This is a genomic window from Nonomuraea sp. NPDC050310 (assembly GCF_040655795.1).
GTDB lineage: Bacteria > Actinomycetota > Actinomycetes > Streptosporangiales > Streptosporangiaceae > Nonomuraea.
Genome location: NZ_JBFAKP010000034.1, coordinates 38,522 through 64,098, shown reverse-complemented (window position 1 = coordinate 64,098; position 25,577 = coordinate 38,522). Strand labels below are relative to the sequence as shown.

Genomic DNA, 25,577 nt, shown 5'->3' with positions numbered 1-25,577 from the left:
CGCGCGAGCAGCTCGCGCGCGCCCTCGTAGCCGCCCTCCTCGGTGAAGGAGGTGGCCAGCACGTCGCCGGTGAGCCCGTGGGCGCGCATCGCCTGGCGGTAGCCTTCGGCGCGCACGGTGTGCGGCAGTCCCTGGGCGCGGGCCCGCTCCAGGTGGGTGATGTGCGCGATGCGGGTGTGCCCGAGGCCGGCCAGGTGGTCGACCACGAGCCTGGCGCCCATCACGTCGTCGTCCACGACCGAGTCGTAGGCCGAGGCGCCGCCGTGCCGGCCCACCACGACGACCGGGGTGGCCGCCGCGATGGCGGCAAGCTCGGCGTCCGTCATGACCGGCGAGATCAGGATGAGCCCGTCCATGCTCCGGTCGATCATGGCGTCGGTCATCCTGGCCTGCGTCCTGGGCTCGATCCCGCCGGGACCGAGGAGCACCTGGTACTCGGTGTCGCCGAGCTGGCCGGTGACGCCCTCGATGATGTCGGGGAAGAACGGGTTGCGGGTGTCGGAGAGCATGACGCCGAGGGTGTAGGTGCGGCCGCGCAGGGCGCGGGCCGCGGCGTGCGGGCGGTAGCCCAGCTCGTCGATGGCCTGCGACACTTTGGCCTGCATCTCGGCGCTCACCCCGTAGGCGCCCCGCACCACCTTGGACACGGCTGCCGTGGAGACCCCGGCCCGCCTGGCCACATCGGCGATCGTCACCCGTCCGCTCCTCACAAGCCATCCTTCGCGTAGAACGTTGTCCAGAGGAGAGGCTAGCTCGGCTGGGGTTCGCAGATCTACCCCTTGACATCTGCCGCATCTATGGAGAACGTTCTACACACATTTTCCTTCACAGAACAGGAGGACGGGCCGTGAGCGCACCAACCCGTCTACTCGGCGCGGCGATCGGCGCCGTCCTCGCCCTGTCCCTCTCCGGCTGCGGATCCTCCGCCCCGGAGGCGGCCGGCCAGGTCAAGCTGACCCTCTGGCACAACAGCGCGGACCCCGCGCCGCTGCTGGAGATGTACAAGAAGTTCGAGAAGCAGTCCGGCCACAAGATCGAGCTCGTCGCGATCCCGTCCGACGGTTTCGAGGACACCACCCAGACCAAGTGGGCCACCGGCGAGCGCCCGGACATCCTGGAGTACCACGCCACCGTTAGCGGCCTACTGGCCCTCAACCCCGCCCAGAACCTGCGCGAGCTGACCGGCGAGGCCTACATCGCCAGGTCCGGCGACCTCTACCAGGCCGCCGGCGCGGTCAACGGCAAGGTCTACGCCGCGATCACCGGCTTCCCCCAGGTCTTCGGCCTCTACTACAACAAGAAGCTGCTGCCCGAGCCGCCGAAGACCTTCGCCGACCTGTCCACGGCGTGCGCCACGCTCAAGTCCTCGGGCGTGACGCCGGTCTTCGAGGCGGGCGGCTCGATCTGGCCCACGCAGATCCTGCCCATCCTCTACCTGGCCGGCGCCAACCAGGCCAACGCGTACGGCAAGGCCATCGCCGGCCACACCAGCACGCTGGCCGACCCCGGCTCCCCCTTCGTCGCCGGCCTGACCGCCTACGCCAAGCTCAAGGCCGACGGCTGCTTCAACAAGGACATCGTCACCGCCAAGTTCGAGGACTCCATGAAGGCCCTCGTCAGCGGCGAGGCGGCCATGGTCGCCCAGCACTCCGACATGCTCCCCGCCCTGCTCGCCGCGGCGGGCGGCGACCAGAAGAAGGTGGACGAGACGGTCGGCTTCGTCGGCCTGTCCAGCGACAAGCCGCTGGTCACCTACGCGCCCGGCCCGATCGGCACCTTCTACCTGCCCAAGACCGGCGACGCGGCCCGCGAGAAGGCGGCGCTCGACTTCGTGCGCTTCATGACCGGCCCGGCCTACGCCGAGTACATCACCGCGGCCAAGACCTTCCCGGTGTTCAAGGACGTGCCCGATCCCGAGGGCGTCTCCTCCGTGCTGCAGGACGTCAAGAAGGCCTACGACGGCGGCGCGGTCATCGCCTTCAACTCCGACATCCCCGGCATGGGCGGCCTCGCCCAGCTCATGTCCGAGCTGATCGCCGGGCAGAAGGACCCGCAGAAGGCGGCCACCCAGCTCCAGGGCCAGGTCGAGCAGGCGGCCAAGGCGGCAGGGCTGCCCGGATGGTGATGCGGAACCGGGCGGGCTGGCTGGTGTGGGCGCTGCCCGCGATCGTGCTGGTCGCGGTCTTCTTCGTCGCCCCGTTCCTGCTCAACGTCCGCTTCGCCTTCTCCTCGTGGACCAGCTTCCGCGCCGAGATCACCTGGAACGGGCTGGAGAACGTCCGCACGCTGATCGACCAGGACCTGCTGGCCAACGCGGTCACCGTGACCGTGACCTACGCGATCCTGTGCATGGCGATCCAGAACACCGTCAGCCTCTCGCTGGCCCTGGCCCTGCAGCGGACCAGCCGGATCAACACGATCTTCCGCTCGGCGTTCTTCCTGCCGACGCTCATCTCGCCGCTGGCCGCCGGCTACATCTGGCGAGGGCTGCTGGCCCCCGACGGGGCGGTCAACTCCTTCCTCGGCCTCGACTGGGCCTGGCTCGGCGAACCGGCCACCGCGCTGGTGGTGGTCGCCTTCATCGACGCCTGGAAGTGGAGCGGGCTGATCACCCTGGTCTACATCGCCGGCCTCAACTCCATCCCCAAGTCGCTGCTGGAGTCGGCGACGGTGGACGGGGCCGGGCCGTGGACCCGGTTCCGCCGGGTGGTCTTCCCGATGCTCGCCCCCGCGCTGACCTTCAACGTCGCGGTCACGCTGGTCGGCGCGCTCAGCGCCTACGACGTGATCGCCGCCACCACCGGCGGCGGGCCCGGCGACCACACGCGGGCGCTGAACGTGGTGATGCGCCAGCAGTGGGGCCAGGGCTTCTTCGGCTCGGCCAGCGCGCTGGGCTTCACCGTGACCCTGCTGGTGATCGTCACCGCCGTGCCCCTGGTGTGGTGGCTGCGGCGCCGGGAGGTGGCCGGATGAGAACGGCCGTGAAGTACATCGCGCTGACGCTGTTCGCGATCCCGTGGGTGCTCGTGCCCGTCTGGCTCGTGGTCGTCAACTCCTTCAAGCCCGCGGGCGAGGCCGCGGAACTCGGGCTCGGCCTGCCCAGGACGTGGGCGATCGCCGAGAACTACGGCATCGTCCTGGACCGGGGCGGCTACCTGGTGGGGCTGCTCAACAGCCTCAAGGTGACCGTGCCGATCGTGCTGGCCGTGGTACTGCTCGGCGCGGCGGCGGCGTGGGCCTTCGGGCGCAGCCGCTCGCGCTGGCTCCAGGCGGCCTACTTCGTGATGGGCCTGTCCATCCTGCTGCCGCCGTCCATCATCCCGACCGTCTACCTGCTGCGCGCCCTGTCCCTGGACGGCGGCTCGCTCGGCTACGTGCTGACGATGACCGGCTGCCGCCTCGGCGTCGTGATCTTCCTGGCGACCGGGTTCGTCCGGGCCTTCCCGCGCGACCTGGAGGACGCCGCCGCCATCGACGGCGCCTCCCGCGCGCAGATCTTCGTCCGCGTCCTGCTGCCGCTGCTGCGGCCGGTGCTGTTCGTCGGCGGCGTGATCCTGATCATCAACGTCTGGAACGACTTCTTCTTCGCCCTCTTCCTGCTCCAGGGCAGCGCGAACGCCACGCTGCCGCTGAGCCTGTTCCAGTTCGCCTCCGGCACCCTGCAGAGCCTGAACTGGAACCTCGTCTTCGCCCACGTCCTGCTCACCACGCTGCCCCTGGTGGCGGTGTACGTCGTCGCGCAGAAGCGCGTCCTGGCCGGTCTCACGGAAGGTGCTCTCAAGGGATGACCACTCACCACATCGCGCTCGACTGGGTCAGGCGCGAGATCAAGGAGGGGCGGCTGCCGTGCGCGGTGTTCGGCGCCGCCACCTCCGGCGGGATCGAGGTGCTGGAGTCCTTCGGCACCCACGACGGCCGGGCGACCAGGGCCGACGACCACTTCGCGCTGTTCTCGGTGACCAAGCCGCTGACCGGGCTGCTGGCCCTGCGCCAGGTCGAGCGCGGGCTGCTGTCGCTGCGCCGCCCGCTGCGTGAGGTCCTGCCGCGCTTCCCCCGGCCCGACGTGACGCTCTGGCACCTGCTCACCCACACCAGCGGCATCGCCGAGCAGACGCTCACCCCCGACGACCTGGTGGAGCACCTGGTCACCGCGCCGTCGATGTTCGAGGCGGGCACCCTCAGCCAGTACTGCAACCTGGCCTTCGCCGGCATCGAGGAGATGCTCCGCGACGTCACCGGGCACAGCCTGGCCGAACTCCTCGACTCCGACCTGAACACCCTGGTGCCGGGCGGCGGCCGGATCACCTTCGACCCGGCCTGCGACGCGGCCGAGGTGCACCACCTCGACCTGCTCGGGCCCGGCTTCGACTTCGCGAAGTTCGTCGGGCTCCGCCACCCGGCCGGGGCGCTGTTCTCCCGCGCCGAGGACCTGCTGGCCCTGGGCTCCGCGCTGCTGCGCGGCGACCGCGCGCTCGTCCACCCGACCACGCTGGCCGCCATGACCACGCCGCAGACCACCGGCCTGGTCAAGCTCCAGCCCGATCCGGTCAACGCCGGCCAGGACTGGGGGCTCACCTGGAACCTGCGCCACTCGGCGCCGGGGCTGCTGGAGCGGCGGCTGTACGGGCACGGCGGGGCCTCGGGCTGCCAGTGGTGGATGTACCCGGAGCAGGACGCGTGCTTCGTGCTGCTGATCAACGTCATGGCGCCGAGCGTGTTCGGCGTCGACCTCGACGGCCTGCACAACGCCTTCACCACCGGGCTCGATGCGTGAACCGGAACTCGGGGGTCCAGGTCTCGGGCGCGCAGACGCCCTACATCCGGCCGGCCGTACGGGCCTCGCGGGCCGGGCTGACGTGCGGGCTGGTGGATCCGGTCGGCGTGGACGAGCCGTCGCCCCGGCTGTCGTGGGACGGGCGGGTGGCCGAGGAGGCCGCCGTCACGGTGTCCGCGGACGGGCGTGCGGTGTGGCGGTCGGTCGTGCCGGCCGGGGCCTACGCGGTGGATGTGCCCGATGAGCTGCTGGAACCGCTGGTGCCGTACACCTGGGAGGTGGAGGGGCAGGCGAGCGGCGCGTTCACCACGGGGCTGCGCGGTGAGTGGGACGCGCCGTGGCTGGCGGGCGAGCCGCGGGCGGCGGTGAGCCTGCGCGGCTCCTTCACCCGGCCGGCCGGGCGCGCGTGGCTGGCCGCCACCGCACTGGGCGTCTACCGGGTGCTGCTCAACGGCGTACGGCTCGGCGAGGAGGAGCTGGCGCCGGGCTGGACCGACTACGGGCACCGGACGCGCTACCGGCTGCTGGAGCTCACCGACCTGCTCGCCCCCGGCGCGAACGAGCTGGAGCTGTGGCTGGCTCCCGGCTGGTACGCCGGGCACGTCGCCGGAGGCGGGCCGTTCCGCTACGGCGACCGGCCCGCCGTCAGCGCCCAGGTGCTCGTGCGCGACGACGGCGGCGTCCGGCGCGTGTACGCCACGGACCCGTCCTGGACCCGGCACGACCTCGGCCGCCCGCGCGCCGACCTGATCATGGGCGAGACCGTCCAGGTCCCGCCCGGCTCATCGACCGGCGAGACCGCCACGGAGGCGCCCGCTCCGCCCATCCTCGTGCAGGCCGACCCCGCTCCCCCGGTGCGGGTGATCGGCACGGTGCCCGCCGTCTCTGTGACCGAGCCCGTGCCGGGCGTCCAGGTCGCCGACTTCGGCCGCAACGTCGTCGGCCGCCTCCGCCTGCGCGTGCGGACGCCCGATCCTGTGCGGATCGTCGTCCGGCACGGCGAGGAACTGACCGCCGCCGGCCGGCTCTACACCGACAACCTGCGCTCGGCCGACCAGCGGGACGAGTTCGTGCTCGGCCCCGGCTCGCACGTCGTCGAGCCCGCCTTCACCCTGCACGGCTTCCGCTACGCCGAGCTCACCGGCTGGCCAGGCGCGCTGAATCCCGGCGACCTGGAGGCGATGCTGCTGTCCTCCGCGCTGCCCGTCACCGGCTCGCTGACGGTGAGCGACCCGGCCGTGCGGCAGCTCGTCGCCAACATCGGCGCCTCCGCCGACGGCAACCTGGTGAGCGTGCCGACCGACTGCCCGCAGCGCGACGAGCGCACCGGGTGGACCGCCGACATCTCCGTATTCGGCTCCACGCTCAGCTTCCTGCGGCACACGCAGGCGTTCCTGTCCGGCTGGGTGACGACGCTGATCGACGGGCAGCGGGTCGACGGCGCCGTCCCGCACGTCGCGCCGGTCCTGCCCGAGTACGGCTACGACTCCCCCGTCTGGTCCGACGCGCTGGTCGAGGTGCCCTGGCTGCTGTGGCGGCGCTACGGCGACGACCGCACGCTGCGCCGCGCCTACGACCCGATGCGCCGGTGGGCCGGCTACTGCCTCGACCAGGCCGAGGACGGCCTGCGGCCGGGCCGGGCCCTGGGCGACTGGCTGGCCCCCGGCACCGTCGAGACGCCCAAAAGTCTCATCGCCACCGCCGCCCTCGCCCGCAGCCTCCGGCTGATCGCGCATGTGGCCGACGTGCTCGGCGAACCGCACGCCCCCGAGTACGGCGAGGCGTTCACCCGGGTGTCGGGCGCGTTCCAGGGGGCCTTCCTCGCCGGGCCGCGGCTGCACACCGAGACGCAGACCGGCTACGCCGTCGCCCTCGCCTGGGACCTGATCCCGCCCGAGGACCGGGCCGCCTCGGCGCAGGCGCTGGCCGACCTGGTGCGCGCCGACGGGCACCGGCTCATGACCGGCTTCGTCGGCACGCCCCTGCTGCTGCCCGTGCTCTCCGAGACCGGCCACCACGACCTGGCCTGCCGGATCTTCAACCAGGAGGGCTACCCGTCCTGGCGCTACCAGCTCCGGGCCGGGGCGAGCACCATGTGGGAGCGCTGGGACGCCTGGCACCACCGCTACGGCCTGCAGACGCCAGCCATGAACTCCTTCAACCACTATGCCTACGGCTGCGTGGGCGACTGGCTGTTCCGGCACGTCGCGGGCCTGGGCGACGACCCGCGCGGGACCGGCGGCGGCTTCGGCGAACTGCTCCTGCGCCCCGGCCCCGTCCCGCTCCTCCGCCACGCGCACGCCCGCTACGACAGCGCCTCGGGCCCGGTCGAATCGGGCTGGCGGGCCGGACCCGACGGCGTCCAGTTCACCTTCTCCGTCCCCGAGGGCGTCAGCGCGCGGGCCGTCCTGCCGGTGCGGGGCGCGTGGGACGGGATGACCGTCAACGGCACCTTCCTGATGGGGCTCAACGAGCAGTTGCCCACCACCCGGCTCCCCGACGGCGGCTGCGCCCTCACCCTGCCGCCGGGCCGCTGGTCGTTCACCGCCCCGGCGGCGGCGACGGCCCACCTGCTCCAGGAGTGGGACGAACTGGGCCGGTGAGGGGCCCGGTGAGGGGCCCGGTCAGGGGCCCGGTCAGGGGCGCGGTGAGGCGCGGTGGGTGGATCCGCGGCGGACCGATTAGTTTGGGACGTCGCGCCGGTCTGCCCACCGACGCTTCCGCACCTGAAGGGACCTCGCCATGGCGAAGATCATATCCACCCTGTTCATCTCGGCCGACGGCGTGGCCGAGATCGACCCGGACTGGCACTTCCCCTACTTCGACGAGAACATGGGGCGGGCCGTCACCGAGGACTACGAGGCCGCCGACGTGCTGCTGCTCGGGCGCGAGACCTACGACAGCTTCGCCGGCGCGTGGCCCGACCGTGAGGCCGGGGGCGGAGAGGACGCGCCGTTCGCCAAGCAGCTCGGGGACATGCGCAAGGTGGTCGCCTCGCGGCAGCCGCTGGAGTTCACCTGGCGCAACTCCGAGCTGATCGACGGCGACCTGCTCGACGCGGCCGCCGCGCTCCGGGCCGACGCCGGGGTGAAGGGCGTGCTCATCCCCGGGTCCATCTCCGTGGTGCAGCAGCTCCTGGCCGCCGGGCTGGTCGACGAGCTCCGCCTGCTGGTGCACCCCGTGGCCGCCCGCAAGGGGCGCAGGCTCTTCGACGAGGGCGCGGAGCCGTACCACCTCAAGGTGACCGCCACCGAGGCCTTCCCGACCGGGGTGATCCGCGTGATCTACACCCCGGCCGCGCCGCCCGCACCGGCCGGCTACGACGAGGTCAAGGACCAGGTCCCGGGCGCCCACCAGGACTGACCCTGGACTCGGGCGGCCCCCACCCAGGGGCGCCGCCCGGACGCCACCCACCTCAGGACGAGCCGGCCGCGCGGCGCGCACATCCTGATGTGCCGGGGTCACCTCATGGCGTGCCGGCCGCGCAGGATCTCCACCCCGTCCCCCTCGAGCTCGTCGCAGTAGGCCATCCGCCCGGTCGTCGCCATGATCAGAGCCAGGGTGGTCCCGGACACCAACGGCCCCGACCCCGTCGCGAACGGCCCGTCGGTGGCGGCCAGCCGCAGACCCGCGATCCGCCTCCGGGCCGCGACCACCTGATCCGACCCCTGGTAGTACTCGGCCACCAGCGTGAGCGTGCCGATCGGGGAGGCGTTCCGCAGCCCCAGCGGCCCCCGGATGTCCTCGGCGTGCACGACCGCCTCACCCAGCATCGCGATCACCGGCAGCGGCGGCTTCGTCGTGCTCTCAACCACCCGGGCGAACCGGGCGAGCGTCTCCGCCGGACTCGCCCCCAGTTGCTCGGCCAGCCGCATGGCCACCTGCTTGTCGAAGTCGAACCGGCACCGGATCACCCCCGCCAGCCACCGCAAGCTGGTCAGGCTCGCCCCCGCGGTCAGGTGAGCCAGCACCTCCCGCACGCTCAGCCCCTCACACCACGAGGGCGTCGCCCACTGCTCGTCGGTGAGGCCGGCCAGATCCGCGGCCAGGGCGGCCCGCTCGGCATGGACCAGCGGCCACAACTCCGCAGCCTGGGGGCCCTTTGCCGTCGAGCCGGTGGTGGTCAGTCTCTTGTCGGAGTTCACAGATTCCCTCATGGTGCGTCGGGGCGAGCTTGATAGGACAGGCCAGTGTGTTGTGCCCTCTTTGGGCTGGTCAGGTGAGCAGACTCCCATCGAGGGACAAACTCATCGGTGCGGTGTCAGGCGGTGACCCCCTGGGTGCGTCGCAACGCGAACGGCACCAGCAGGAACGCCACCCCCGCCGCCAGAAACGCCCCGGACCCGACCGCGCCGACCGCCGCCGCGGCCAGCGCGGCCAGCGGTGGTACGGCAGGCTGAGCCAGCCCCCACGACGACCCCTGGAACGCGAACCACCGAGGTCGCTCCTCCTCCGGCGCCGCATCAGCCACCACCGACTGCCACCGCCCGAGCAGAACCCCGTTGACCGCCGTGCAGGCCAGATACGCGGCTATGGTGACCTGCGGACTGCTGGTCAGCCCCATGACCACCGCCAACCCACCGAGCAACACCGTGCCGCCACCGATGATCGCCCCGTGCGACCGCCCGACGAGGAACCGCCGAGCCACCCACAACGCCCCCGGCGCCACCACCGCCGCACCCGCCAACGTCAGCCCAGGCACCCACGCCGCCACCCCCCGCTCCAGCAGCGCCAGCGGCAGATACATCATCACCGCCAGATACCCCACCGCAAACGCCGTCCCCGCCACCGTCAGCCACACCAACACCCCCGGCGGCCGCCACCGCGCACCCTGGCGCACCCCACGCGCGACCCGCCACCGGCCACCCAGGCGAGCCCCCAGTGAGGGGCGCCACCGCTGCGACGGAGCCGCCGCGATCCCCGAGGCCCGCCCGCCGTCCCGCTGTGCCGCAGGTGAAGGGTGCTGGCGGGCGGCCGACTGGGCTGACGGTGAGGATGCGCGTGAAGTCGACGGTGGAGGTGAAGGTACGGGGCTGTTACCCGGCAGCGCGGAGGTCTCGAGGTGCCCCACGGCGGGCCGTTCGCGGGGCAGGCAGGCCAGGGCCACGACGGCGGCGGTCAGGCAGGTGAGGGCGTCGGCCACCACCAGCCAGCGCACCCCCAGGGGCAGCAGCACCGCGGCCAGCAGCCCCGCGACCGCTCCGGCCGCCGACAGCACCACGCCCATCACCGCGTACGTCGTGTGGCGCTGCTCCCCCGAGCTGGCCCGGGCCAGGACCTCCTGGGTGGCCGGCTCGTAGATCTCGAAGGCCAGCCCGACCAGGGCGACCGCGACGAGCACCTGCGCCGGGCCCTGGGCCATGGCCAGGGTGGCCAGGGCGACGCCGGTCGCGGCGAGCCCGGCGGCCAGGACGGCGCGGGGTGCGAACCGGTCGAGCAGGAAGGCTCCCGTCCAGCGTGAGATCAGGGCCATCACGCCGAACAGCACCAGCGCGGCCGGCGCCAGCTCAGGCCCGGCGAGGACCGCCAGGAACGACAGCGCGTAGGCGCCGAGCTGGTTGAGGATCCGCACCCACATCAACGTCCTGGCCGCCGTAGGCAGCGATCCGAGCACGGAGCCCCTCTCCTCGTCCACCGGCCGTCGTTCTGTCCGGCAAGGTGGACATGCTCGCAGGTGGCACCGACAGTTTCCGAGGCTGGACGAGGTCGGTCGTGGTGGGGGAACGCCGGGTGGGTGGTCGGTGGCCGAGCCGACCCGGCGGCCCGGCCGCCTCGATCGCCGGGCCGACCGGGTGGCCGCGGCAACGCGGCTGGCGGGCTCCCGCGGTGGCGGCGGTTGACGGGGATCTCGTGGGGCTAGCGGCGACACCCACCTCAGGTGCACGCGGGTGGCGCCGCTGGCGTGCGGATGGCCTCGACCTGACCGCCCGACGGCCCCGCCCGGTTCGAACGGCAGTCGCGGCGGGTCCGCTCGACGGGCTCGAGAGGACCCTGCGGTGGCCGCACCGTGAGTCCGGGGGCACCGAACGGCGGGCGCGGTGGGTTCGGGGCCACCGAACAGCGGGTGCGCAGGGGGTCGCACGGTGGGCTCGGGGGGTCGCGCGAGGCCGGCTGCCGTCAGGGACTGGGCGAGGCGTCGCTGGGCCTAACCGGACGGTGTTCAAGGTCGTTTTGGGGGTGGGGCCGCCGGGTACGCAGGGCATGTTGGTGCAGCTCATCACGGGGGTGTGAGCGGTGTTGGATTCGTGCTGCGGGCAGAGGCGCGGCTGTCGGTCGGTGCGACGTCCGGGATGAGGAGCGCCGCACAGGGGATCGTGTGGATCGGCGTGTTCGTGGGCGTGTGCGTGGCGCCCCTGGCGTTCGCGCTGATCGGCGCGAGCCGTACCGGACAGGGCTTCTGGACCGACTTCTCCGTGGCCCTCGGGTTCGTGGGCCTGGCGCTGATGGGGTTGGAGTTCGCGCTGGTGGCGCGGGTGCGGGCGGTCGCGGAGCCGTTCGGCACGGATGCGGTGGTGCAGTTCCACCGGCAGATCGGCTACGTCGGGCTGAGTTTCGTCGTGGTGCATGTGGCGCTGTCGGGGCCTGGGGTGTTCGGCGCCTTCGGGCTCGCCGAGCTGCCGTGGCGGGCCCGCTTCGCGGTGCTGTCGGTGGTGGCGCTGCTGGCGCTGGCGGTGACGTCGGTGTGGCGCAAGCGGTTGCGGCTGTCGTACGAGGTCTGGCAGGTCGTGCACGCGGTGACGGCGACGTTCGCGGTCGTCGCGGCGCTGGTGCACGTATTGCTGGTCGACCACTACATCGACAGCGCGTGGAAGAAGGCGCTGTGGACGCTCATGACCGCGGCCTTCGTGGGTCTCCTCCTCTGGATCAGGATCCTGCGCCCGTTGAGGCTGCGCCGGCGGCCGTGGTCGGTCGAGCGGGTGATCGCGGAGCGCGGGCGCATCACGGTCCTGGTCCTGCGGCCGCGCGGACACGACGGGCTGCGCTTCGAGCCGGGCCAGTTCGCCTGGATCACCGTGGGCGGCTCGCCGTTCGCGGTGACCGCGCACCCCTTCTCGCTGGCCTCCAGCGCCGAGGAGCACGGCACGCTGAGCGTGGCGGTCAAGGCGCTGGGCGACTTCACCACCGCGGTCGCCGCGACGAAGCCGGGCACGACCGTCTACGTCGACGGCCCGCACGGCGTCTTCTCGATCGACCAGTACGAGGGCCCCGGCTTCTGCCTGATCGCCGGCGGCGTCGGCCTCGTGCCCGCGCTGAGCATGCTCCGCACCATGGCCGACCGCGGCGACCTGCGGCCGGTGGTGCTGCTGTCGGCCCACCCCGACTGGGACAGCATCCCGTTCCGCGAGGAGCTCGACGAGCTGGCCACCCGGTTGAACCTGACCCTCGTGCACGTCCTGGAGCAGCCGCCGCCCGGCTGGAGCGGCGAACGCGGCTACGTCACCGCCGAGACGCTCCGCCGCCACCTGCCCGCGGCCGGCCCGCGCCTGCAGTACTTCGTCTGCGGCCCGAACGCCATGCTCGACGCCATGGAGGCCACGCTGCCGCAGGTGGGCGTGCCGCTCGACCGCATTCACACCGAACGCTTCACCTGGGTCTGAGCCCGGAGGGGAACCATGCGCCACACCTACATGACCCGGATCACGGTCGCCGTCGCGCTGCTGCTCGTCCTCGCCTGCCTGGCCTTCGCCGCGATCCAGAACTGACCGCACCACCGACCGAGCCGAGGAGCACCCATGGCACAGCCGTCCTACCTGAGCATCGAGATCCTGGACCGTCCGGCCGTCGAGGACCTGATCGGCAAGGTCGGCGACGTCGCCGGCCGGCCCGGCGCGGCCGAGCGGGTCGAGGAGTGGCGTGCCGCGCACGGCGCCGAGCACGCCACCCCGCAGGCCAGCTCGTTCGTCGTCGTCGGCGAGACGCTGATGTTCCTGCACCCGTGCCCGGACGGCGTCGTCCTGCCGTTCGCGGCCTACCCGGACGGCACGGTGAAGGTCTACACCGACCCCGAGCACGCCGGCCTGAGCTTCTACCCCGACGACGAGCCCGCCTAGGGTTCAGAGGGCGTCGCGGAGCTGGGCGCGGGAGACGACGCCCAGCTTGCGGAAGGCGTTGTGCAGGTGGGTGCCGACGGTGCGGTGGGACAGGTAGAGCTGCTCGCCGATCTCGCGGTTGGACAGGCCGGTGGCGGCCAGCTTGGCGATGTGCAGCTCCTGCGGGGTGAGCCGCTCGGCGGTGCTGGGCACGCGCAGGTGGCTGCCCTCGCCGGTGGCGCGCAGTTCCGCGCGGGCCTTCTCACCCCAGGCCAGCAGGCCGAGCTTGTCGCAGGCGTCACGGGCCGTGCGCAGCGGCTCCCTGGCCTCGACGGTCCGCCGCCGGCGGCGCAGCCAGACGCCGTGGGCGAGCGACAGCCGCGCCGCGGCGGTGGGCCAGCCCGACAGGTCCGCGTCGTACGCGGCTCTGAACAGGGCTTCGGCGTCGGCGTCGTCGGCCAGGACGGCTCTGGCGTGCCGCAGGCCGACGTGCAGGTACGGGGAGGGTGTCTGGGCGCCCATCTCCTCCAGCGCGGCGAGAGCCGTGCGGGCCAGGTCCCGGTGCTCGGCCGGCACGGCGGCCTCGGCCAGCTCGCTGATCATCCAGGAGCCCCAGATGGGGTGGTAGGCCGCGTCGCCGGGGTCGAACACCCGCCACAGGTGCGCGAAGGCGGTCGCGTGCTGCCCGCCGCACAACGCGATCACCCCTCGGGCGTACTGGACCTGGGCGAGGTTGGAGGCGATCATGACGCTGCCCAGCACCCGCTCGCTCCGCTCGGCCAGCTCCAGTCCCTGGGCGACGTCCCCGCGCAGCCCGGCGAGGATGGCCAGCACGGACAGGGCCGCCGACTGCCAGCGCGGCTGCTGGGTCTCCCTGGTCAGCCGCTCGCACTCCTCGGCCACCAGCATGGCGCTCGGCCAGTCGCCGCCCAGGACGCGGTTGAGCATCTGCGAGGTCAGCGACTGCGCCAGCACGCCCAGCCGGCCCTGGGCGCGCAGTTCGCCGATCGAGTCCTCGAGGAAGGCGGCCGACAGCTCGTGCGCGCCGATCGTGCTGGCGGCCACGCCCAGCAGCCTGGCCATGGCGCCGTCCAGCCGGGTCTCGCGCAGCCTGGTCAGCCGGCCGATCAGCTCCCCGGCCCGTTCCACCGGCGCCGCGGCGGCCAGCGCCACCAGCAGCTCGGGGTCGTCCTCGTGCCTGGCCAGCCGTTCGGCCAGCGCGATGACCCGGTGGCGGAGCTCGGTGCCCGGGTCGCGCCACCAGCAGCGCAGCGCGGCGGCACGGACGAAGTTGCGCGCCAGGTCCTGTTCCGGCGTGTGCGCCAGCGTCTCGGCGATCGCGATGAGCCGGCGCACCCGTGGCGGGCCCTCGTCGCGGCCCTCCTCGCGCATCTCGTTCAGCCACGCCAGCCGGGCCCGTTCGAGGTCGCCGAGCTGGGCCGGGTCGGTCAGGGCGAGCAGCTCGGCGATCAGCTCGCCGCGGCCCAGCTCGAAGGCGAGCTCGGCGGCGCGCAGCAGGCGGACGGCCCGGTCGGCCGGATGCTCGCTGAGCTCCGCCGCGCGGCGCAGCGCGGTGATGGCCACGGTGAGCGCGCCGCGCCGCCGCGCCCGCAGTGCCACCTGCTCCAGGTCGGCGGCGACGCTCTCGTCGGGCCGGTCGAGGGCGGCCGCCCGATGCCAGGCCCGGCGGTCGGGGTCGGGGGCGTGCACGTCGGCCAGCGACAGGTGGATGACCTGCCGGGCCAGCGGGCCGGCCTTCTGGTAGATCGCCGAGCGCACCAGCGGGTGGCGGAAGCGGATGGCGCGATCGTGCAGCGTCACCAGGCCGAGCTCGATCGCCGGGGCCAGGTCGGCCAGGGAGAGGTCGGCGCGGGCGACCGTACCGGCGGCGGCCAGGGCCTCGCGCAGGTCGTGACCGTCGTTGGCGGCGCAGGCCAGCAGCAACGTCCTGGTACGGCGGGGCAGCTCGGCCAGCCGGGTGGCGAAGGAGCGCTCCAGCCGGGTGGTGAGCGGCAGGAACTCCCCGGTGGGCGGCCCCGGCTCCCGCCCGAGGGCGATCGGCAGCTCCACCAGGGCCAGCGGGTTGCCGGCCGCCTCGGCCAGCACCCGCCAGCGCACCCCGGCGGGCAGCTCGGCCGCCTGGCTGTCCAGCAGCGCCTCCGCCGCCGCCGGGTCGAGCGTGCCCAGGGTCAGCTCGGGCAGGCCGATGTCGTCGAACGTGGTCGCGTGTCCCTCGCGTACGGCCAGGAGCATGCCGATCGGCTCCGACCGCAGCCGCCGGGCGACGAAGGCGAGCACCTCGGTGGTGGGCCGGTCCAGCCACTGCAGGTCCTCCACCACGACCAGCAGGGGCGTGGCCGCCGCGGCCTCGCCGAGCAGGTTCAGTACGGCCAGCGCCACCAGGAAGGGCTGTGGCGCCTGGCCGTCGCCCATGCCGAAGGCGTTGCGCAGCGCGTCGCGCTGGGCGGCGGGCAGTTCGGTGACGGTGGGCAGCATGGGCTGGACCAGGTGGTGCAGCCCGGCGAAGGGCAGGTGCGTCTCGCTCTGCACGCCCGCGACCACGGCGGTCGCGAAGCCGTGGTCGCGGGCGCGCTCCAGTGCCAGGGCGAGAAGCGCCGACTTGCCGATCCCGGCCTCGCCCCGGACCACCAGCGCGTCGCCGTGCTCGGGCAGCGCCGCCACCAGGCGTTCGACCTGGGTGATCTCCCGTTCACGTCCCAGCAGGTCCAACGGCGTCCTTCCTTCGGCCGCGCGAAGGCCGGCCGGACGGGTCGGCCATCGGTCCTCCTCGAAACGCCCTCGGTCATCGGGGTACCGCAGAAGCGAATCTATCGGGCGCCCCGCCGCTGTGGATCACCGCGGGCCGCCCGGGGTCAGGCGTCGCGGCGGCTGATCGCCAGGGTGGCTGCGAGGAGGGCGGCGCCGTACCCCGCCAGGATGAGCGCGGCGGTCGCGGGCCCGAAGGCGCCCGCGTCGGGGACGGCGGCCAGTTGCCGCGCCAGCGCCGGGATGGTCAGCGAGGCGATCCAGTCGTTCCACGGAGCCGGCAGGAACCGGCCGAGCACGAGCGGCCCGAGCGGGAGCGCGACCAGCACGAGCAGCGCCCCCGGCGTCGAGCGCAGCACCGTCGCCAGGGTCAGGCCCAGCACCGCGGCGACGGCGGCCCCCGCCCCGGTGGTCAGCACCTCGGCCAGGGCGCCGGGTTCGGCGAGCGAGGCGCCGATCGGCCGCCCGGCGACGACGGCCTGCGCGGTGAAGTAGGTGGCGAACGCCAGCACCTGGCCCGCGACGGCGGCGACGGCGGCCACCACGGCGGCCTTGGCCAGCAGCAGCATCCACCGGCTCCGGACCGTGGTGAGGGTGAGCCGGATCATGCCGGTGGCGTACTCGCCGGAGATGGCGAAGACGCCCAGCAGGCCGAACAGCACCGGCGGCAGGTCGGCGCCGAGGCTCAGGCCCGTGCCGACCGGTTCGCCGCCCCAGCCGCGGCTGTCGTAGTAGCGGGAGATCGAGTAGGCCGAGAACGCCGTGAGCGCGAGGGCCGAGAGCGTGGCGGCCAGGACGTAGGAGGTGGCCCGGAGCGACCGCAGCTTCAGCCACTCCGAGGCGACGAGGTCGATCATCGCGTCAGCTCCATGAAGACGTCTTCCAGGCTCGGTCATCGGGTCAGCTCCATGAACGCCTCTTCCAGGGAGGTGCCGCGGGTCACGAGTTCGTGCACCGCGCACCCGGCGGCCAGGGCGAGGTCGCCGATCGTGGCCGCGCTCAGCCCGCTCACCATCAGCCCGTCCCCGGCTTCCGGGTCCGGGCGGAGGGTCGCGCCGGCCGCTTCGAGGGCCCGGGCCAGGCGGCCGGCCTGCGGCGAGCGCACCAGCACGCCGCCCTGGTGGCGGGCCAGCAGGGCGGCCGTCGAGGTGTCCTCGATCAGCCGGCCCCGGCCGATGATGACCAGGTGATCGGCGGTGAGCGACATCTCGGTCATCAAGTGGCTCGACAGCAGGACCGTGCGCCCCTCGGCGGCGAGGGACTTGAGCAGGGTCCTGAGCCAGCGGATGCCGTCGGGGTCGAGGCCGTTCACCGGCTCGTCGAGGATGAGCACGCCCGGGTCGCCGAGCAGGGCCGCCGCGATGCCGAGGCGCTGGCGCATGCCCTGGGAGAAGCCGGCGATGCGCCGGCCCGCGACCGAGGTCAGGCCGACCTCCTCCAGCACCGTCTCGACGCGGCGGCGTCCCAGGCCGCCGGCGTACGCCAGCGCGTGCAGGTGGGCGAAGGCGGTGCGCCCGCCCTGCACCTCGGTCGCGTCGAGCATGGCGCCGACCTGGTGCATGGGGTCGCGCAGGTCGCGCTTGCGGACGCCGTTGATCAGCGCCCGGCCGGACGTGGGCGTCTGGAGGCCGAGGATCATGCGCATGGTGGTGGTCTTGCCGGCGCCGTTGTGGCCAAGGAAGCCGGTGACCTGTCCGGGTTCGGCGCGGAAGGTCAGGCCGGACACCACCTGGGCGGAGCCGTACACCTTGGTCAGGTCGAGGACCTCGATCATGTTCCCACCTTCCGGATGGCTTCGCCCGGGCAGCGGGTGCCCGGGGCGGGCAGCGCGCCCGTGGTCAGGTAGGCGTGGACGTGCCGGCGCAGGCAGGTGTTCCGTGCCCAGGCCGCGTGCCCGTCGCCGTGCCACAGGACGCGCGCGGCCGGGAGCCGGCCGGCGACGTGCGCCTGGCCGCGGTGATTGGTGTTGTTGTCGAGCTCGCCGATCACGAACAGCAGCGGCGGCAGGTCGCGGGCGGGCAGCGGGCGCGGCGCCCAGGCCGCGCCTCCGCTCCGTCCCCAGCACCGGCCGAGCTGGAAACGGCCTTCGAGCCAGCCGACCCGCGGCGCGAGCTGCCGGAGCCGGGACTCGATGCCCTGGAACTGCTCGTAGGTCGGGAGCTCGGGCATGAAGTCGTTGCACAGCGAGTCCTGGCTCACCGATCCGCCGCCCTCGTCGGGGCGCAGTTCGTCGAGGAAGTCGCCGGCGTCGCCGTCGAGGGCCTTGCGGATGGCGGTGGCCAGCTCGGGCCACCGGGCCGGGTTCAGGCCCTTGATCGCGCCGGCGTGGAGCTGTCCTTCGTGGACCGTACGGCCGGCCGAGGCGGGCAGGGGCGCGCGGCGCGCCCGCGCGACGAGCTCGTCCCACGCCCGGCCCGCGTCCGTGCCGCGCAGGTCGCAGCCGGTACGGCCGGCGCACCAGTCGCGGAAGCGGGTGAGCTGGCGTTCCTGGGTGAGCGCGGCGTCACGGACCCACGGCTCGAACTCCGGCCGGGTGTGGTCGGCGGTGCCGTCGAAGGACATCCGGCCCACCCGCTCCGGGAACAGCTCCAGGTAGGCCTGCGCGTAGACGGTTCCGTAGGAGTTGCCCGCGTAGACGAGCTTGTCCTGGCCGAGCGCGGCGCGCAGGGCGTCGAGGTCGTGGGCGACGTTCCACGCCGTCAGCCCGCGCCAGGCCGATCCGGCGCTCGCGCGGCAGCTCGCCTGGTGGGCGGCGTTCCTGGCGGCGTGCGCGTCCCAGTCCTGCTTCGTCCGGGCCACCAGCAGGCCGTAGACGGAGGCGTCGGGTTCGGCGCAGCTCACCTGCTTGCCGCCGCCGGGCTCGGACAGGCCGCGCGGGTCGAGGGCGACGACGTCGAAGTCGCGCCGCAGCTCGGCGAGCAGGCCCGGCAGTTCCGGCTGGGCGTCGGCGTGGGTCTTGCGCCTGAGCAGGGCGGTGCTGGTGCCCGGGCCGCCGAAGTTGACGACCAGCGGGCCGCGGCTCTTGCCCGTCGCGGGCAGTTCGGCCACGTGCACCGCGGTTCGCGGCCCGGCGGGGTCGGCCCAGTCGACCGGGACGACCAGCTCGGCGCACCGCAGGCCGTCGCCGCAGTCCTTCCACACCAGGCCGGACGGCTGCCGCGCCGAGGCCAGCGCGATCCCGCCGAGCGGTACGGCGAGGCAGGCCGCCACGCCCAGGGCGATGAGTCTGGGTCGGTTCATACCGCCAACGATCCGCGACCGGGCCGCCGGGCACATCGGAGCCGGATCCGATCTCCGGCCTCGGACCACGGTCGTACGGCAGGCGCCCCCGAGCCAGGTCTACGACCCTGGTCCGACGGCCCGCGCGCCGATCCCTCCCGGGCGGTTCCTCGCTAACGTCGAGATGTGAACCTGCTCGCCCGGCGGCCTCCCGCGTGGCTGCTCATCCTGGCCGATGCCGTGCTCGCGGTGCTGCTCGTGGTGGTGTCCACGACCGGCTCGGCGGAGCCGGACCTGAGCGCCCCGGCGACCGTGCTCTGCTGGCTGCTCGCGCTGAGCGTGGCGGTGCGCCGGATCTGGCCGGAGCCCGCCTACTACGGCGCGCTCCTGATCGGCCTGGCCGTCCTCGCGCTGGAGGCCAACCGGCTGCTGCCGACCGCGGCCCTCGCGCTGGCCGTCTACCCGGTCGCGACCGGCCGTCCGGTGCGGCGCTCGGCCATCGCCCTGGCGGCCGGCCTGCTCGGCAACGGCGGCGCCCTGCTGCTCTCCACGGCCGGCCGGACCACGGCCTCGAACGGCTGGCCCGACCCGGTGTTCGTCCTGGCCACGAGCTGGCTGATCCTCGGCGCGAGCTGGAGCCTCGGTACGGCGGCGCGGACCCGGCGAGAGTTCGCCGCCCGCGAGGCCCGGCGGCAGGCCGAGCAGGCGGCGGCCGACGAACGCCTGCGGATCGCCCGCGAGCTGCACGACGTCGTCGCCCACTCGCTGAGCCTGATCACCGTCAAGGCCGGGGTGGCCGTCAAGGTCCTGGACAAGCACCCGGACGAAGGGCGCAAGGCGCTGGTGGCCATCGAGGAGATCGGGCGCGGCTCGCTCACCGAGATGCGGCAGTTCCTCGGCGCGTTGCGCGCACCCGGGAGTGAGGCCGAGACCATGCCGCTCCCCCGGCTGGCCGACCTGCCGTCCCTGGCCGAGCGGGCGGCGGAGGCGGGGGTGCGGGTGGAGCTGTCCGTGGACGGCGGCGTGCCCGAGAGCATGGGGCCGGCGGTCTACCGCATCGTGCAGGAGGCGATCACCAACGTCGTCAAGCACGCCGCCCCCGCGCGGTGCCAGGTCCGGGTGTCGGCCGACAATGGACGGGTGCGGATCTCCATCGTCGACGACGGCGCCCGCCGGCGGACGCGGCCCGGTCCGACGGGCGGGCATGGGCTGGCGGGTATGCGCGAGCGCGCCCTGCAGTACGGCGGCGACTTCGAGGCCGGCCCGCTCCCCGGCGCCCGCGGCTTCGCCGTACACACCTCCTGGGACCTGCCATGACCGACCACCCCGCCTGCTGGGAGTTGCCGTGATCCGGGTGCTGATCGCCGACGACCAGGCCCTCCTGCGCGGCACCTTCCGCCTGCTCATCGACTCCGAGGACGACCTCACCGTGGTCGGCGAGGCGAGCGACGGACGCGAGGCGGTCGAGCTCACCCGCACCGAGTCCCCCGACGTGGTCCTCATGGACGTCCGCATGCCCGAGATGGACGGCATCGCCGCCACCAGGGAGATCGCCGCCGACACCCGGGTCCTCATCCTGACCACCTTCGACCTCGACGAGTACGTCTACTCCGCCCTGCGGGCCGGCGCCAGCGGCTTCCTGCTCAAGGACACCCCGCCGGACGACCTCCTGCACGGCATCCGGGTGGTGGCCTCGGGCGAGACGCTGCTCGCGCCGGCCGTCACCACCCGGCTCATCGCCGAGTTCGTCCGGCGCCCGGCCCAGCAGCCGGTCCGCGGGCTCGACACCCTGACCGACCGGGAGCGCGAGGTGCTCACCCTCATCGCGCACGGCCTGTCCAACGCCGAGCTCTGCGAGCACCTCCAGGTGAGCGCGGGGACGGTGAAGACGCACATCGGCCACCTGCTGGCCAAGCTCAACGCCCGCGACCGCGCCCAGCTCGTCATCGCCGCCTACGAGGCGCGGCTGGTCACCCCGCGTTGACGCGGCGTCCGATGTGGTCGAGGACGGCCTCGGCGAGCAGGCCGTCGAGGCAGGCCGGCAGGGTGTGGCCCATGCCGTCGACCATGACCAGCGTGGCGCCGGGGAGGGCGTCAGCGACGGCCCGGCCGTGCTCGGGCGGGAACATCGGGTCCTCGCTCCCGTGGATCACCAGCGCAGGCGGCCGATCACCCGCCCCGCCGCCGGCCCCGCCCATCGCGTCGAAGCCGGCCGCCCCCGCGAGCGAATGGTTCACCGCCGCCGACAGGTCGCGGGCACGCGCGTGCACCCTCGCCTCCAGCCTGCCGTACTCCTCCTCGGGAAAGGGCAGCACGCCCCCGTGCAGGACCCGCCAGAGCGGCCGGCGGGCGGCGAGGTAGTCGGCGGCGCTCGCGCCGGCCGGCGGCAGCGAGGCGGCGAGCGCGGACAGGACCGCGAGGCTGGGCGGCGGCAGCATCCCGGGCAGCGGCTCCAGCCCGGCGAGCGCACGCTCGACCGCGGCCCCGGTGTCGGCGCCGAGCGGCGTGGAGGAGATGACGGTCTGGGTGCGCACTCGGTGCGGGTGGGTGCGGGCCAGGTGCTGGACCAGCAGGCCGCCCAGGGAGACGCCGACGAGGTGGGCGCGCTCGACGGCGAAGGCGTCCAGGACGGCGAGCGCGTCGGAGGCCAGGTCGGCGACGGTGTACGGGCTGGTGGCGAAGTCGACCGTGGAGGAGCGGCCGGTGTCGCGGTGGTCGTAGCGGATCACGTGGTGCCCGGCGGCGGCCAGCCGGGCGATGAGCCCGTCGTTCCACTGCACGCCCTGGGCGCCCGCGCCCATCACCAGGAGGATGGCGGGGTCGCGCGGGTCGCCGAAGCCTTCGGCCCAGAGCGTGAGGTCGCCGGCGGGCACGAGCCGCTCGACGCCGGAGAGGTAGTCATTTTCCTGCATGGTCGTTCAAGATAATGACGACCTGACCGACCGGCCACCGGTTTTCCGAGTTGGAGGTCGCCGCCCGCACCGGGCACCCTGGTTCCCATGGCCGGAGTCAAGGGGCAGGTGCAGAAGCGCGGCGTGGAGCGGCGGCGCGCCATGGTCGACGCGGCGATCGAGCTGTTCGCCCGGCAGGGCGTGCGCGGCACGGGCGTGGCCGCGGTCGCCGAGCGCGCCGGGGTGACCCCCTCGGCGCTGATCCATCACTTCGGCAGCAAGGACGGGCTGGTCCAGGCCGTTCTGGAGGAGGCCGACCGGCGCGCGCTCGACCGGCTGGAGGCCTGGCCGGGGGCCGAGCCGACGCTGGAGCAGGCGGTCGAGTGGTTCGTCCGCGACGCGGCCCACACCGCCGCCGAGGCGCGCGACCTGGCCGCCCTGCACGCCGGCCTCCTGGCCGAGAACCTGGAGCCAGGCGGGTCGCTGCACACCTGGTTCCGGGAGCGCGGGCGGGTGCTGCGCGACCGGCTCACCGCGCTGTTCGAGCGGGCCTCGGCCGAGGACGCCGCGACGCTGGCGACGGAGACCGCCGCCTTCCTGGAGGGCGTCCACCTGCTGTGGCTGCTGGATCCGGAGCGGGTGGACCTGGTCGCCGTCCACCGCGGGTACTTCGCCGGCCTCGAACTCCGGCTGGCCGGTCAGCGCCGGTAGAAGGTCTCGATGGGCAGGCGCGCCTCCTCGAACAGCGCCGGGCCCTCCTGCTCCACCGTCGGCCAGCTCGACCCCGGGTTGAGCTCGACGAGCTGCTCGGTCGAGAGCGCGTACACGACCCGCCCGAGCCCGGAGCGGACGATGCCGCCGGTGCACATGCCGCAGGGCTGGCAACTGGTGTACATCGTGGTCTGCGCGGCGACGTCCGGGTCGAGCTCGCGGGCGGCCCAGCGGGCGAGCTTGAGCTCGGGGTGCGCGCTGATGTCGTCGTCCCGCCGTACCGTGTTGTGCGCCTCGGCCAGGATCTCGCCGTCCGGCCCGGCCAGGAGCGAGCCGTAGGGCGCGTCGCCCAGGGTGACGGCGTGCGCCGCGATCTCGATGGCGCGGCGCAGCAGCCGCTCGTCGGCGGGTGTGATCATCAGCGGGTCCTCCAAAGGTGAGCCGGCGCTCGCCATCGTAGAGATCGACCGCTCCCGGGCCACCACCGGGCTGGACCAGACCGGGATCAGACGACGGCGACGGCGTCGAGCTCGACGAGGAAGCCCGGCCCGAGGCCGGCCACGGAGTGGACGGTGATCGCGGGCGGCGGGTCGTTGCGGTTCCAGGCCTCCTGGAAGGCGGCCACTCCCTCGTCGAAGGTGTGCCCCGCCACCACGGCGATGCGCCAGTGCACGATGTTCGCCAGGGTCGCGCCCTCGCTCTCCAGCAGCGTGGCGAGGTTGCGGAAGATCTGCCGGGCCTGCTCGCCGACGGTGGGCCCGACGACCTTGCCGTCGGCGTCGACGCCGTTCTGCCCGCCGATGTAGATCGTCTTGGCCGGCTGCTCCACGACGACCGCCTGGCTGAAGGCGGGGCTGCGGTGGAGTCCTTCGGGGTTGATGTGCCGGACGCCCATGCGTTCCTCCTCGAATCATGAAACCGGTTCAACTGGTTTCGCTTCCGACACCAGTTATAGTGGTGTCATGCGAGGAAACGCAACCGGACGGGTCCTGCACGACCCCAGGGGCGGCTCGTTCCGGTTCGACGCCGGAGCGGTCTGCCTGGACTTCGCCCACACCGGCGGCGAGGGCGACTACGCGGTCTTCGAGACCCTGCACGAGCCCGCCGACCTGGTCCGCTGGCTCGCGGAGCCGCCGCTCTCCGTGGTGCTGACGGCTCCCGTGACCGCCGCCGACCTCGCCGAGGCCAAGACACTGCGCCAGGCGATCTGGGAGGCCGCCCACGCCCGCGCCGACCAGCGCCCCCTGCCCGGCGCGGCGGTCGCCGCCCTCAACCGGGCCGCCGCCGGCCCGCCCCTGGTCCCCCAACTCGCCGCCGACGGCGTCACGGCCCGCTGGGCCGACCCGGTCCGCCCGGCCCAGGTGCTGTCGGCCCTGGCCAGGGAGATGATCGACCTGCTGTCCGGGCCGCTCTCCGGACGCATCCGCGAGTGCGCGAGCGACACCTGCCCGCTGGTCTTCGTCGACACCTCCCGGCCGGGCGCCCGCCGCTGGTGCGCGATGGAACGCTGCGGAAACCGCCACAAACTCCGCGCCCACCGCGCTCGCCAGAGCGCGGACCCGTGCTAAGGTCATCGCGAAAAGACGAGAGAAGAAGGAGGTGGCAGTCGCATGTTCGCCCAGATTTCGCGCTCCCACCTCGTCACCGTCTGACGGGGAGCGCTCCTTCCTTCAGGAGACACCGTGTTGTTCCGTTCACTCGCCTCATCTGATGAATTCCCCCTTTTCGACACCTTCGCCCTGCCCGCCTCCGGCGTCGGCGCGCGGATGAAGCCCTTCGCCCAGCTCGCCGCCGAAGGCGACTACCGGCCGGAATGGCTGTGGCTCGCGCTCGACGGTGACCGGCCGGCCGCCCGTGCCGCCTTCTGGGGGCCGGCCGACGCCGCCCACCCGATGAGCGTCGACTTCTTCGACTTCGACGACGTCGACACCGGCGCCGCGCTGCTCCGGGCCGCCTACGAGGCGCTGGTCCCGGCCGGCTACCACCACCCGCTCGGCAACGAGCGGCCCGACTACCACCTGTTCCTGCCCGCCGACTGGCGCGAGCGGCCGGACGCGCTGCGGGACGCCCGTCAGCGGATGGACGCCGCGGAGAAGGCCGGGCTGCACTTCCACGTCGAGCGGCTCAACCTGCGCTGGGAGGCGGAGTACGGCCTGCCCGCCCGCACCGGCCGGCTCACGCTGGAGCCCGTCACCGACGACGAGGTGCTGCTCGACCTGCTGGCGGAGATCATCACCGGCAGCCTCGACGCCTGGGACCAGGAGTCGCTCACCAAGATGTCGCTGCGTGAGGCCGCGAACGAGGCCCTCACCGGCATCGCGGGCATGCCCGGCGGCCGCGACCGCTGGCGGCTGGGCTACAACGAGGCGGGCGAACTGGTGGGCATGGTGATGCCGACCAAGAACGTCCACTTCGCCACGCACGGCTACATCGGCGTCGCCGGCCCCCACCGGGGCCGGGGCTATGCCTACGACCTGCTGGTGGAGTCGATGCACCGCTTCGCCGAGGAGGGCGAGCAGGTGATCACCGACAACACCGACGTGGGCAACCACCCGATGGCCGCGACCTTCGACCGGGCCGGTTTCCGGATCGCGGGCCGCCGGGTCATCTTCAAGTAACCCCCGGCCGCTGCCTCCGCCTCCCAGGGCGGGGGCGGCGGCTTCCTCACACCTTCTGGACGTGCGTGGTGCCGGCGTCGAGGGGCGTGCCGTCGGCGGCGGCCGGGGTGAGGTCGGGCACCCGCACCGAGTGCTCGTCGACCAGGATCGAGTACGGCTCGCCCGGCTCGAAGGCGTGCCGCTCCCCCCACTGGCGCAGGGTGAGGAGCACCGGGAACAGGTCACGGCCCCGGTCGGTGAGCACGTACTCCAGCCGGCGGCCCGAGGAGGCGGCCCGCTGGGCGAGGATCCCGTGCGCGCCGAGTCTCCGGAGCCGATCGCTGAGGATGTTGCGCGCGATGCCGGTCCGCCGCTGGAACTCGGTGAAGGTCCGCGCCCCGTCCATCGCGTCCCGGACGACCAGCAGGCTCCAGCGGTCGCCGACGAGGTCGAGGGTGCGGGCGACCGGGCACTCGGGGTCGGTCCAGGCGGGATCCGGTACGCGCGGCATGACGCCTCCCGATGAGTTGCGAAGTGAAACCATCATGCCCTACGGTCCGATTGGTTGCATTTTGAAACTCATCTAATT

Annotated in this window: 24 protein-coding genes; 13 read left to right on the top strand and 11 right to left on the bottom strand. The window is 73.5% G+C overall.

The genetic code is table 11. From position 1 onward, the window contains the following. The coding region (locus AB0I67_RS40725) for a LacI family DNA-binding transcriptional regulator (RefSeq protein ID WP_357935833.1) at positions 1 to 695 on the bottom strand (695 nt) is incomplete at its 3' end. Between the two features lie 152 nt (positions 696 to 847). Here AB0I67_RS40725 and AB0I67_RS40720 point away from each other — a divergent pair. From AB0I67_RS40720 to AB0I67_RS40695, 6 genes are all read left to right on the top strand, one after another. Then, a complete protein-coding gene (locus tag AB0I67_RS40720) occupies positions 848 to 2,125 on the top strand; it encodes an ABC transporter substrate-binding protein (RefSeq protein ID WP_357935830.1) in 1,278 nt (425 codons plus the stop codon). Further along, entirely contained in the window at positions 2,119 to 2,973 is an 855-nt protein-coding gene (locus AB0I67_RS40715; RefSeq protein ID WP_357935827.1) for a sugar ABC transporter permease, read from the top strand. Before AB0I67_RS40720 ends, AB0I67_RS40715 begins: the two co-directional genes overlap by 7 nt. Next, positions 2,970 to 3,788: a carbohydrate ABC transporter permease gene (locus AB0I67_RS40710; protein ID WP_357935824.1), complete on the top strand. Its 819-nt coding sequence runs from the start codon at positions 2,970 to 2,972 to the stop codon at positions 3,786 to 3,788. Before AB0I67_RS40715 ends, AB0I67_RS40710 begins: the two co-directional genes overlap by 4 nt. Then, positions 3,785 to 4,774 (top strand): serine hydrolase domain-containing protein, encoded by a 990-nt coding sequence (locus tag AB0I67_RS40705; protein WP_357935821.1) that lies wholly within the window; start codon positions 3,785 to 3,787, stop codon positions 4,772 to 4,774. The genes AB0I67_RS40710 and AB0I67_RS40705 overlap by 4 nt, the downstream gene beginning before the upstream one ends. Beyond that, the gene (locus AB0I67_RS40700; protein ID WP_357935818.1) at positions 4,771 to 7,377 is read left to right on the top strand and encodes a family 78 glycoside hydrolase catalytic domain; all 2,607 of its coding nucleotides are present in this window, start codon (positions 4,771 to 4,773) and stop codon (positions 7,375 to 7,377) included. Before AB0I67_RS40705 ends, AB0I67_RS40700 begins: the two co-directional genes overlap by 4 nt. Positions 7,378 to 7,516: 139 nt before the next feature. Continuing rightward, positions 7,517 to 8,137: a dihydrofolate reductase family protein gene (locus AB0I67_RS40695; protein WP_357935815.1), complete on the top strand. Its 621-nt coding sequence runs from the start codon at positions 7,517 to 7,519 to the stop codon at positions 8,135 to 8,137. Positions 8,138 to 8,235: 98 nt separating this feature from the next. On the opposite strand, the gene AB0I67_RS40690 is transcribed toward AB0I67_RS40695, so the two are convergent. Together AB0I67_RS40690 and AB0I67_RS40685 are read right to left on the bottom strand one after the other, a co-directional pair. After that, entirely contained in the window at positions 8,236 to 8,919 is a 684-nt protein-coding gene (locus AB0I67_RS40690; RefSeq protein ID WP_357935812.1) for a maleylpyruvate isomerase family mycothiol-dependent enzyme, read from the bottom strand. Positions 8,920 to 9,035: 116 nt separating this feature from the next. Next, positions 9,036 to 10,388: an MFS transporter gene (locus AB0I67_RS40685; RefSeq protein ID WP_357935810.1), complete on the bottom strand. Its 1,353-nt coding sequence runs from the start codon at positions 10,386 to 10,388 to the stop codon at positions 9,036 to 9,038. A gap of 613 nt (positions 10,389 to 11,001) precedes the next feature. On the opposite strand from AB0I67_RS40685, the gene AB0I67_RS40680 reads away from it, so the two are divergent. Together AB0I67_RS40680 and AB0I67_RS40675 are read left to right on the top strand one after the other, a co-directional pair. Then, positions 11,002 to 12,372, top strand: coding sequence for a ferric reductase-like transmembrane domain-containing protein (locus AB0I67_RS40680; RefSeq protein WP_357935807.1), 1,371 nt, complete (start codon positions 11,002 to 11,004; stop codon positions 12,370 to 12,372). 135 nt (positions 12,373 to 12,507) lie between these two features. After that, complete coding sequence (locus AB0I67_RS40675) at positions 12,508 to 12,825, top strand: hypothetical protein (RefSeq protein ID WP_357935804.1); 318 nt, start codon at positions 12,508 to 12,510, stop codon at positions 12,823 to 12,825. 3 nt (positions 12,826 to 12,828) lie between these two features. On the opposite strand, the gene AB0I67_RS40670 is transcribed toward AB0I67_RS40675, so the two are convergent. From AB0I67_RS40670 to AB0I67_RS40655, 4 genes are all read right to left on the bottom strand, one after another. Further along, complete coding sequence (locus AB0I67_RS40670) at positions 12,829 to 15,534, bottom strand: AAA family ATPase (RefSeq protein WP_357935801.1); 2,706 nt, start codon at positions 15,532 to 15,534, stop codon at positions 12,829 to 12,831. 143 nt (positions 15,535 to 15,677) lie between these two features. Continuing rightward, positions 15,678 to 16,427: an ABC transporter permease gene (locus AB0I67_RS40665; RefSeq protein WP_357935798.1), complete on the bottom strand. Its 750-nt coding sequence runs from the start codon at positions 16,425 to 16,427 to the stop codon at positions 15,678 to 15,680. A gap of 35 nt (positions 16,428 to 16,462) precedes the next feature. Beyond that, positions 16,463 to 17,344, bottom strand: a complete 882-nt coding sequence (locus tag AB0I67_RS40660; protein WP_357935796.1) for an ATP-binding cassette domain-containing protein — start codon at positions 17,342 to 17,344, stop codon at positions 16,463 to 16,465. Continuing rightward, positions 17,341 to 18,810 (bottom strand): alpha/beta fold hydrolase, encoded by a 1,470-nt coding sequence (locus AB0I67_RS40655; protein WP_357935793.1) that lies wholly within the window; start codon positions 18,808 to 18,810, stop codon positions 17,341 to 17,343. The genes AB0I67_RS40660 and AB0I67_RS40655 overlap by 4 nt, the downstream gene beginning before the upstream one ends. Before the next feature lie 165 nt (positions 18,811 to 18,975). Here AB0I67_RS40655 and AB0I67_RS40650 point away from each other — a divergent pair, with 165 nt between their 5' ends. Together AB0I67_RS40650 and AB0I67_RS40645 are read left to right on the top strand one after the other, a co-directional pair. Next, positions 18,976 to 20,106 (top strand): sensor histidine kinase, encoded by a 1,131-nt coding sequence (locus AB0I67_RS40650; RefSeq protein WP_357935791.1) that lies wholly within the window; start codon positions 18,976 to 18,978, stop codon positions 20,104 to 20,106. 28 nt (positions 20,107 to 20,134) lie between these two features. Then, positions 20,135 to 20,773 (top strand): response regulator transcription factor, encoded by a 639-nt coding sequence (locus AB0I67_RS40645; RefSeq protein ID WP_357935788.1) that lies wholly within the window; start codon positions 20,135 to 20,137, stop codon positions 20,771 to 20,773. On the opposite strand, the gene AB0I67_RS40640 is transcribed toward AB0I67_RS40645, so the two are convergent. Beyond that, positions 20,760 to 21,701 (bottom strand): alpha/beta fold hydrolase, encoded by a 942-nt coding sequence (locus AB0I67_RS40640; protein ID WP_357935785.1) that lies wholly within the window; start codon positions 21,699 to 21,701, stop codon positions 20,760 to 20,762. The two genes, AB0I67_RS40645 and AB0I67_RS40640, sit on opposite strands and share 14 nt — an antisense overlap. 87 nt (positions 21,702 to 21,788) lie before the next feature. Here AB0I67_RS40640 and AB0I67_RS40635 point away from each other — a divergent pair, with 87 nt between their 5' ends. Next, on the top strand, positions 21,789 to 22,391 hold the full coding sequence (locus AB0I67_RS40635) for a helix-turn-helix domain-containing protein (RefSeq protein ID WP_357935783.1): 603 nt from the start codon (positions 21,789 to 21,791) through the stop codon (positions 22,389 to 22,391). Here AB0I67_RS40635 and AB0I67_RS40630 read toward each other — a convergent pair. Both AB0I67_RS40630 and AB0I67_RS40625 read right to left on the bottom strand, forming a co-directional pair. Then, positions 22,379 to 22,810 (bottom strand): nucleoside deaminase, encoded by a 432-nt coding sequence (locus AB0I67_RS40630; protein ID WP_357935781.1) that lies wholly within the window; start codon positions 22,808 to 22,810, stop codon positions 22,379 to 22,381. The two genes, AB0I67_RS40635 and AB0I67_RS40630, sit on opposite strands and share 13 nt — an antisense overlap. An 86-nt stretch (positions 22,811 to 22,896) precedes the next feature. After that, entirely contained in the window at positions 22,897 to 23,286 is a 390-nt protein-coding gene (locus AB0I67_RS40625; protein ID WP_357935778.1) for a RidA family protein, read from the bottom strand. 67 nt (positions 23,287 to 23,353) lie between these two features. Between AB0I67_RS40625 and AB0I67_RS40620 the strand changes: the two genes are divergently transcribed. Both AB0I67_RS40620 and AB0I67_RS40615 read left to right on the top strand, forming a co-directional pair. Further along, positions 23,354 to 23,959, top strand: coding sequence for an ABATE domain-containing protein (locus AB0I67_RS40620; protein WP_357935776.1), 606 nt, complete (start codon positions 23,354 to 23,356; stop codon positions 23,957 to 23,959). 114 nt (positions 23,960 to 24,073) lie between these two features. Continuing rightward, a complete protein-coding gene (locus AB0I67_RS40615; protein WP_357935773.1) occupies positions 24,074 to 25,009 on the top strand; it encodes a GNAT family N-acetyltransferase in 936 nt (311 codons plus the stop codon). A 46-nt stretch (positions 25,010 to 25,055) separates the two neighbouring features. Here AB0I67_RS40615 and AB0I67_RS40610 read toward each other — a convergent pair whose 3' ends face one another. After that, on the bottom strand, positions 25,056 to 25,499 hold the full coding sequence (locus AB0I67_RS40610; protein ID WP_357935770.1) for a helix-turn-helix domain-containing protein: 444 nt from the start codon (positions 25,497 to 25,499) through the stop codon (positions 25,056 to 25,058). Positions 25,500 to 25,577: the final 78 nt, after the last annotated feature.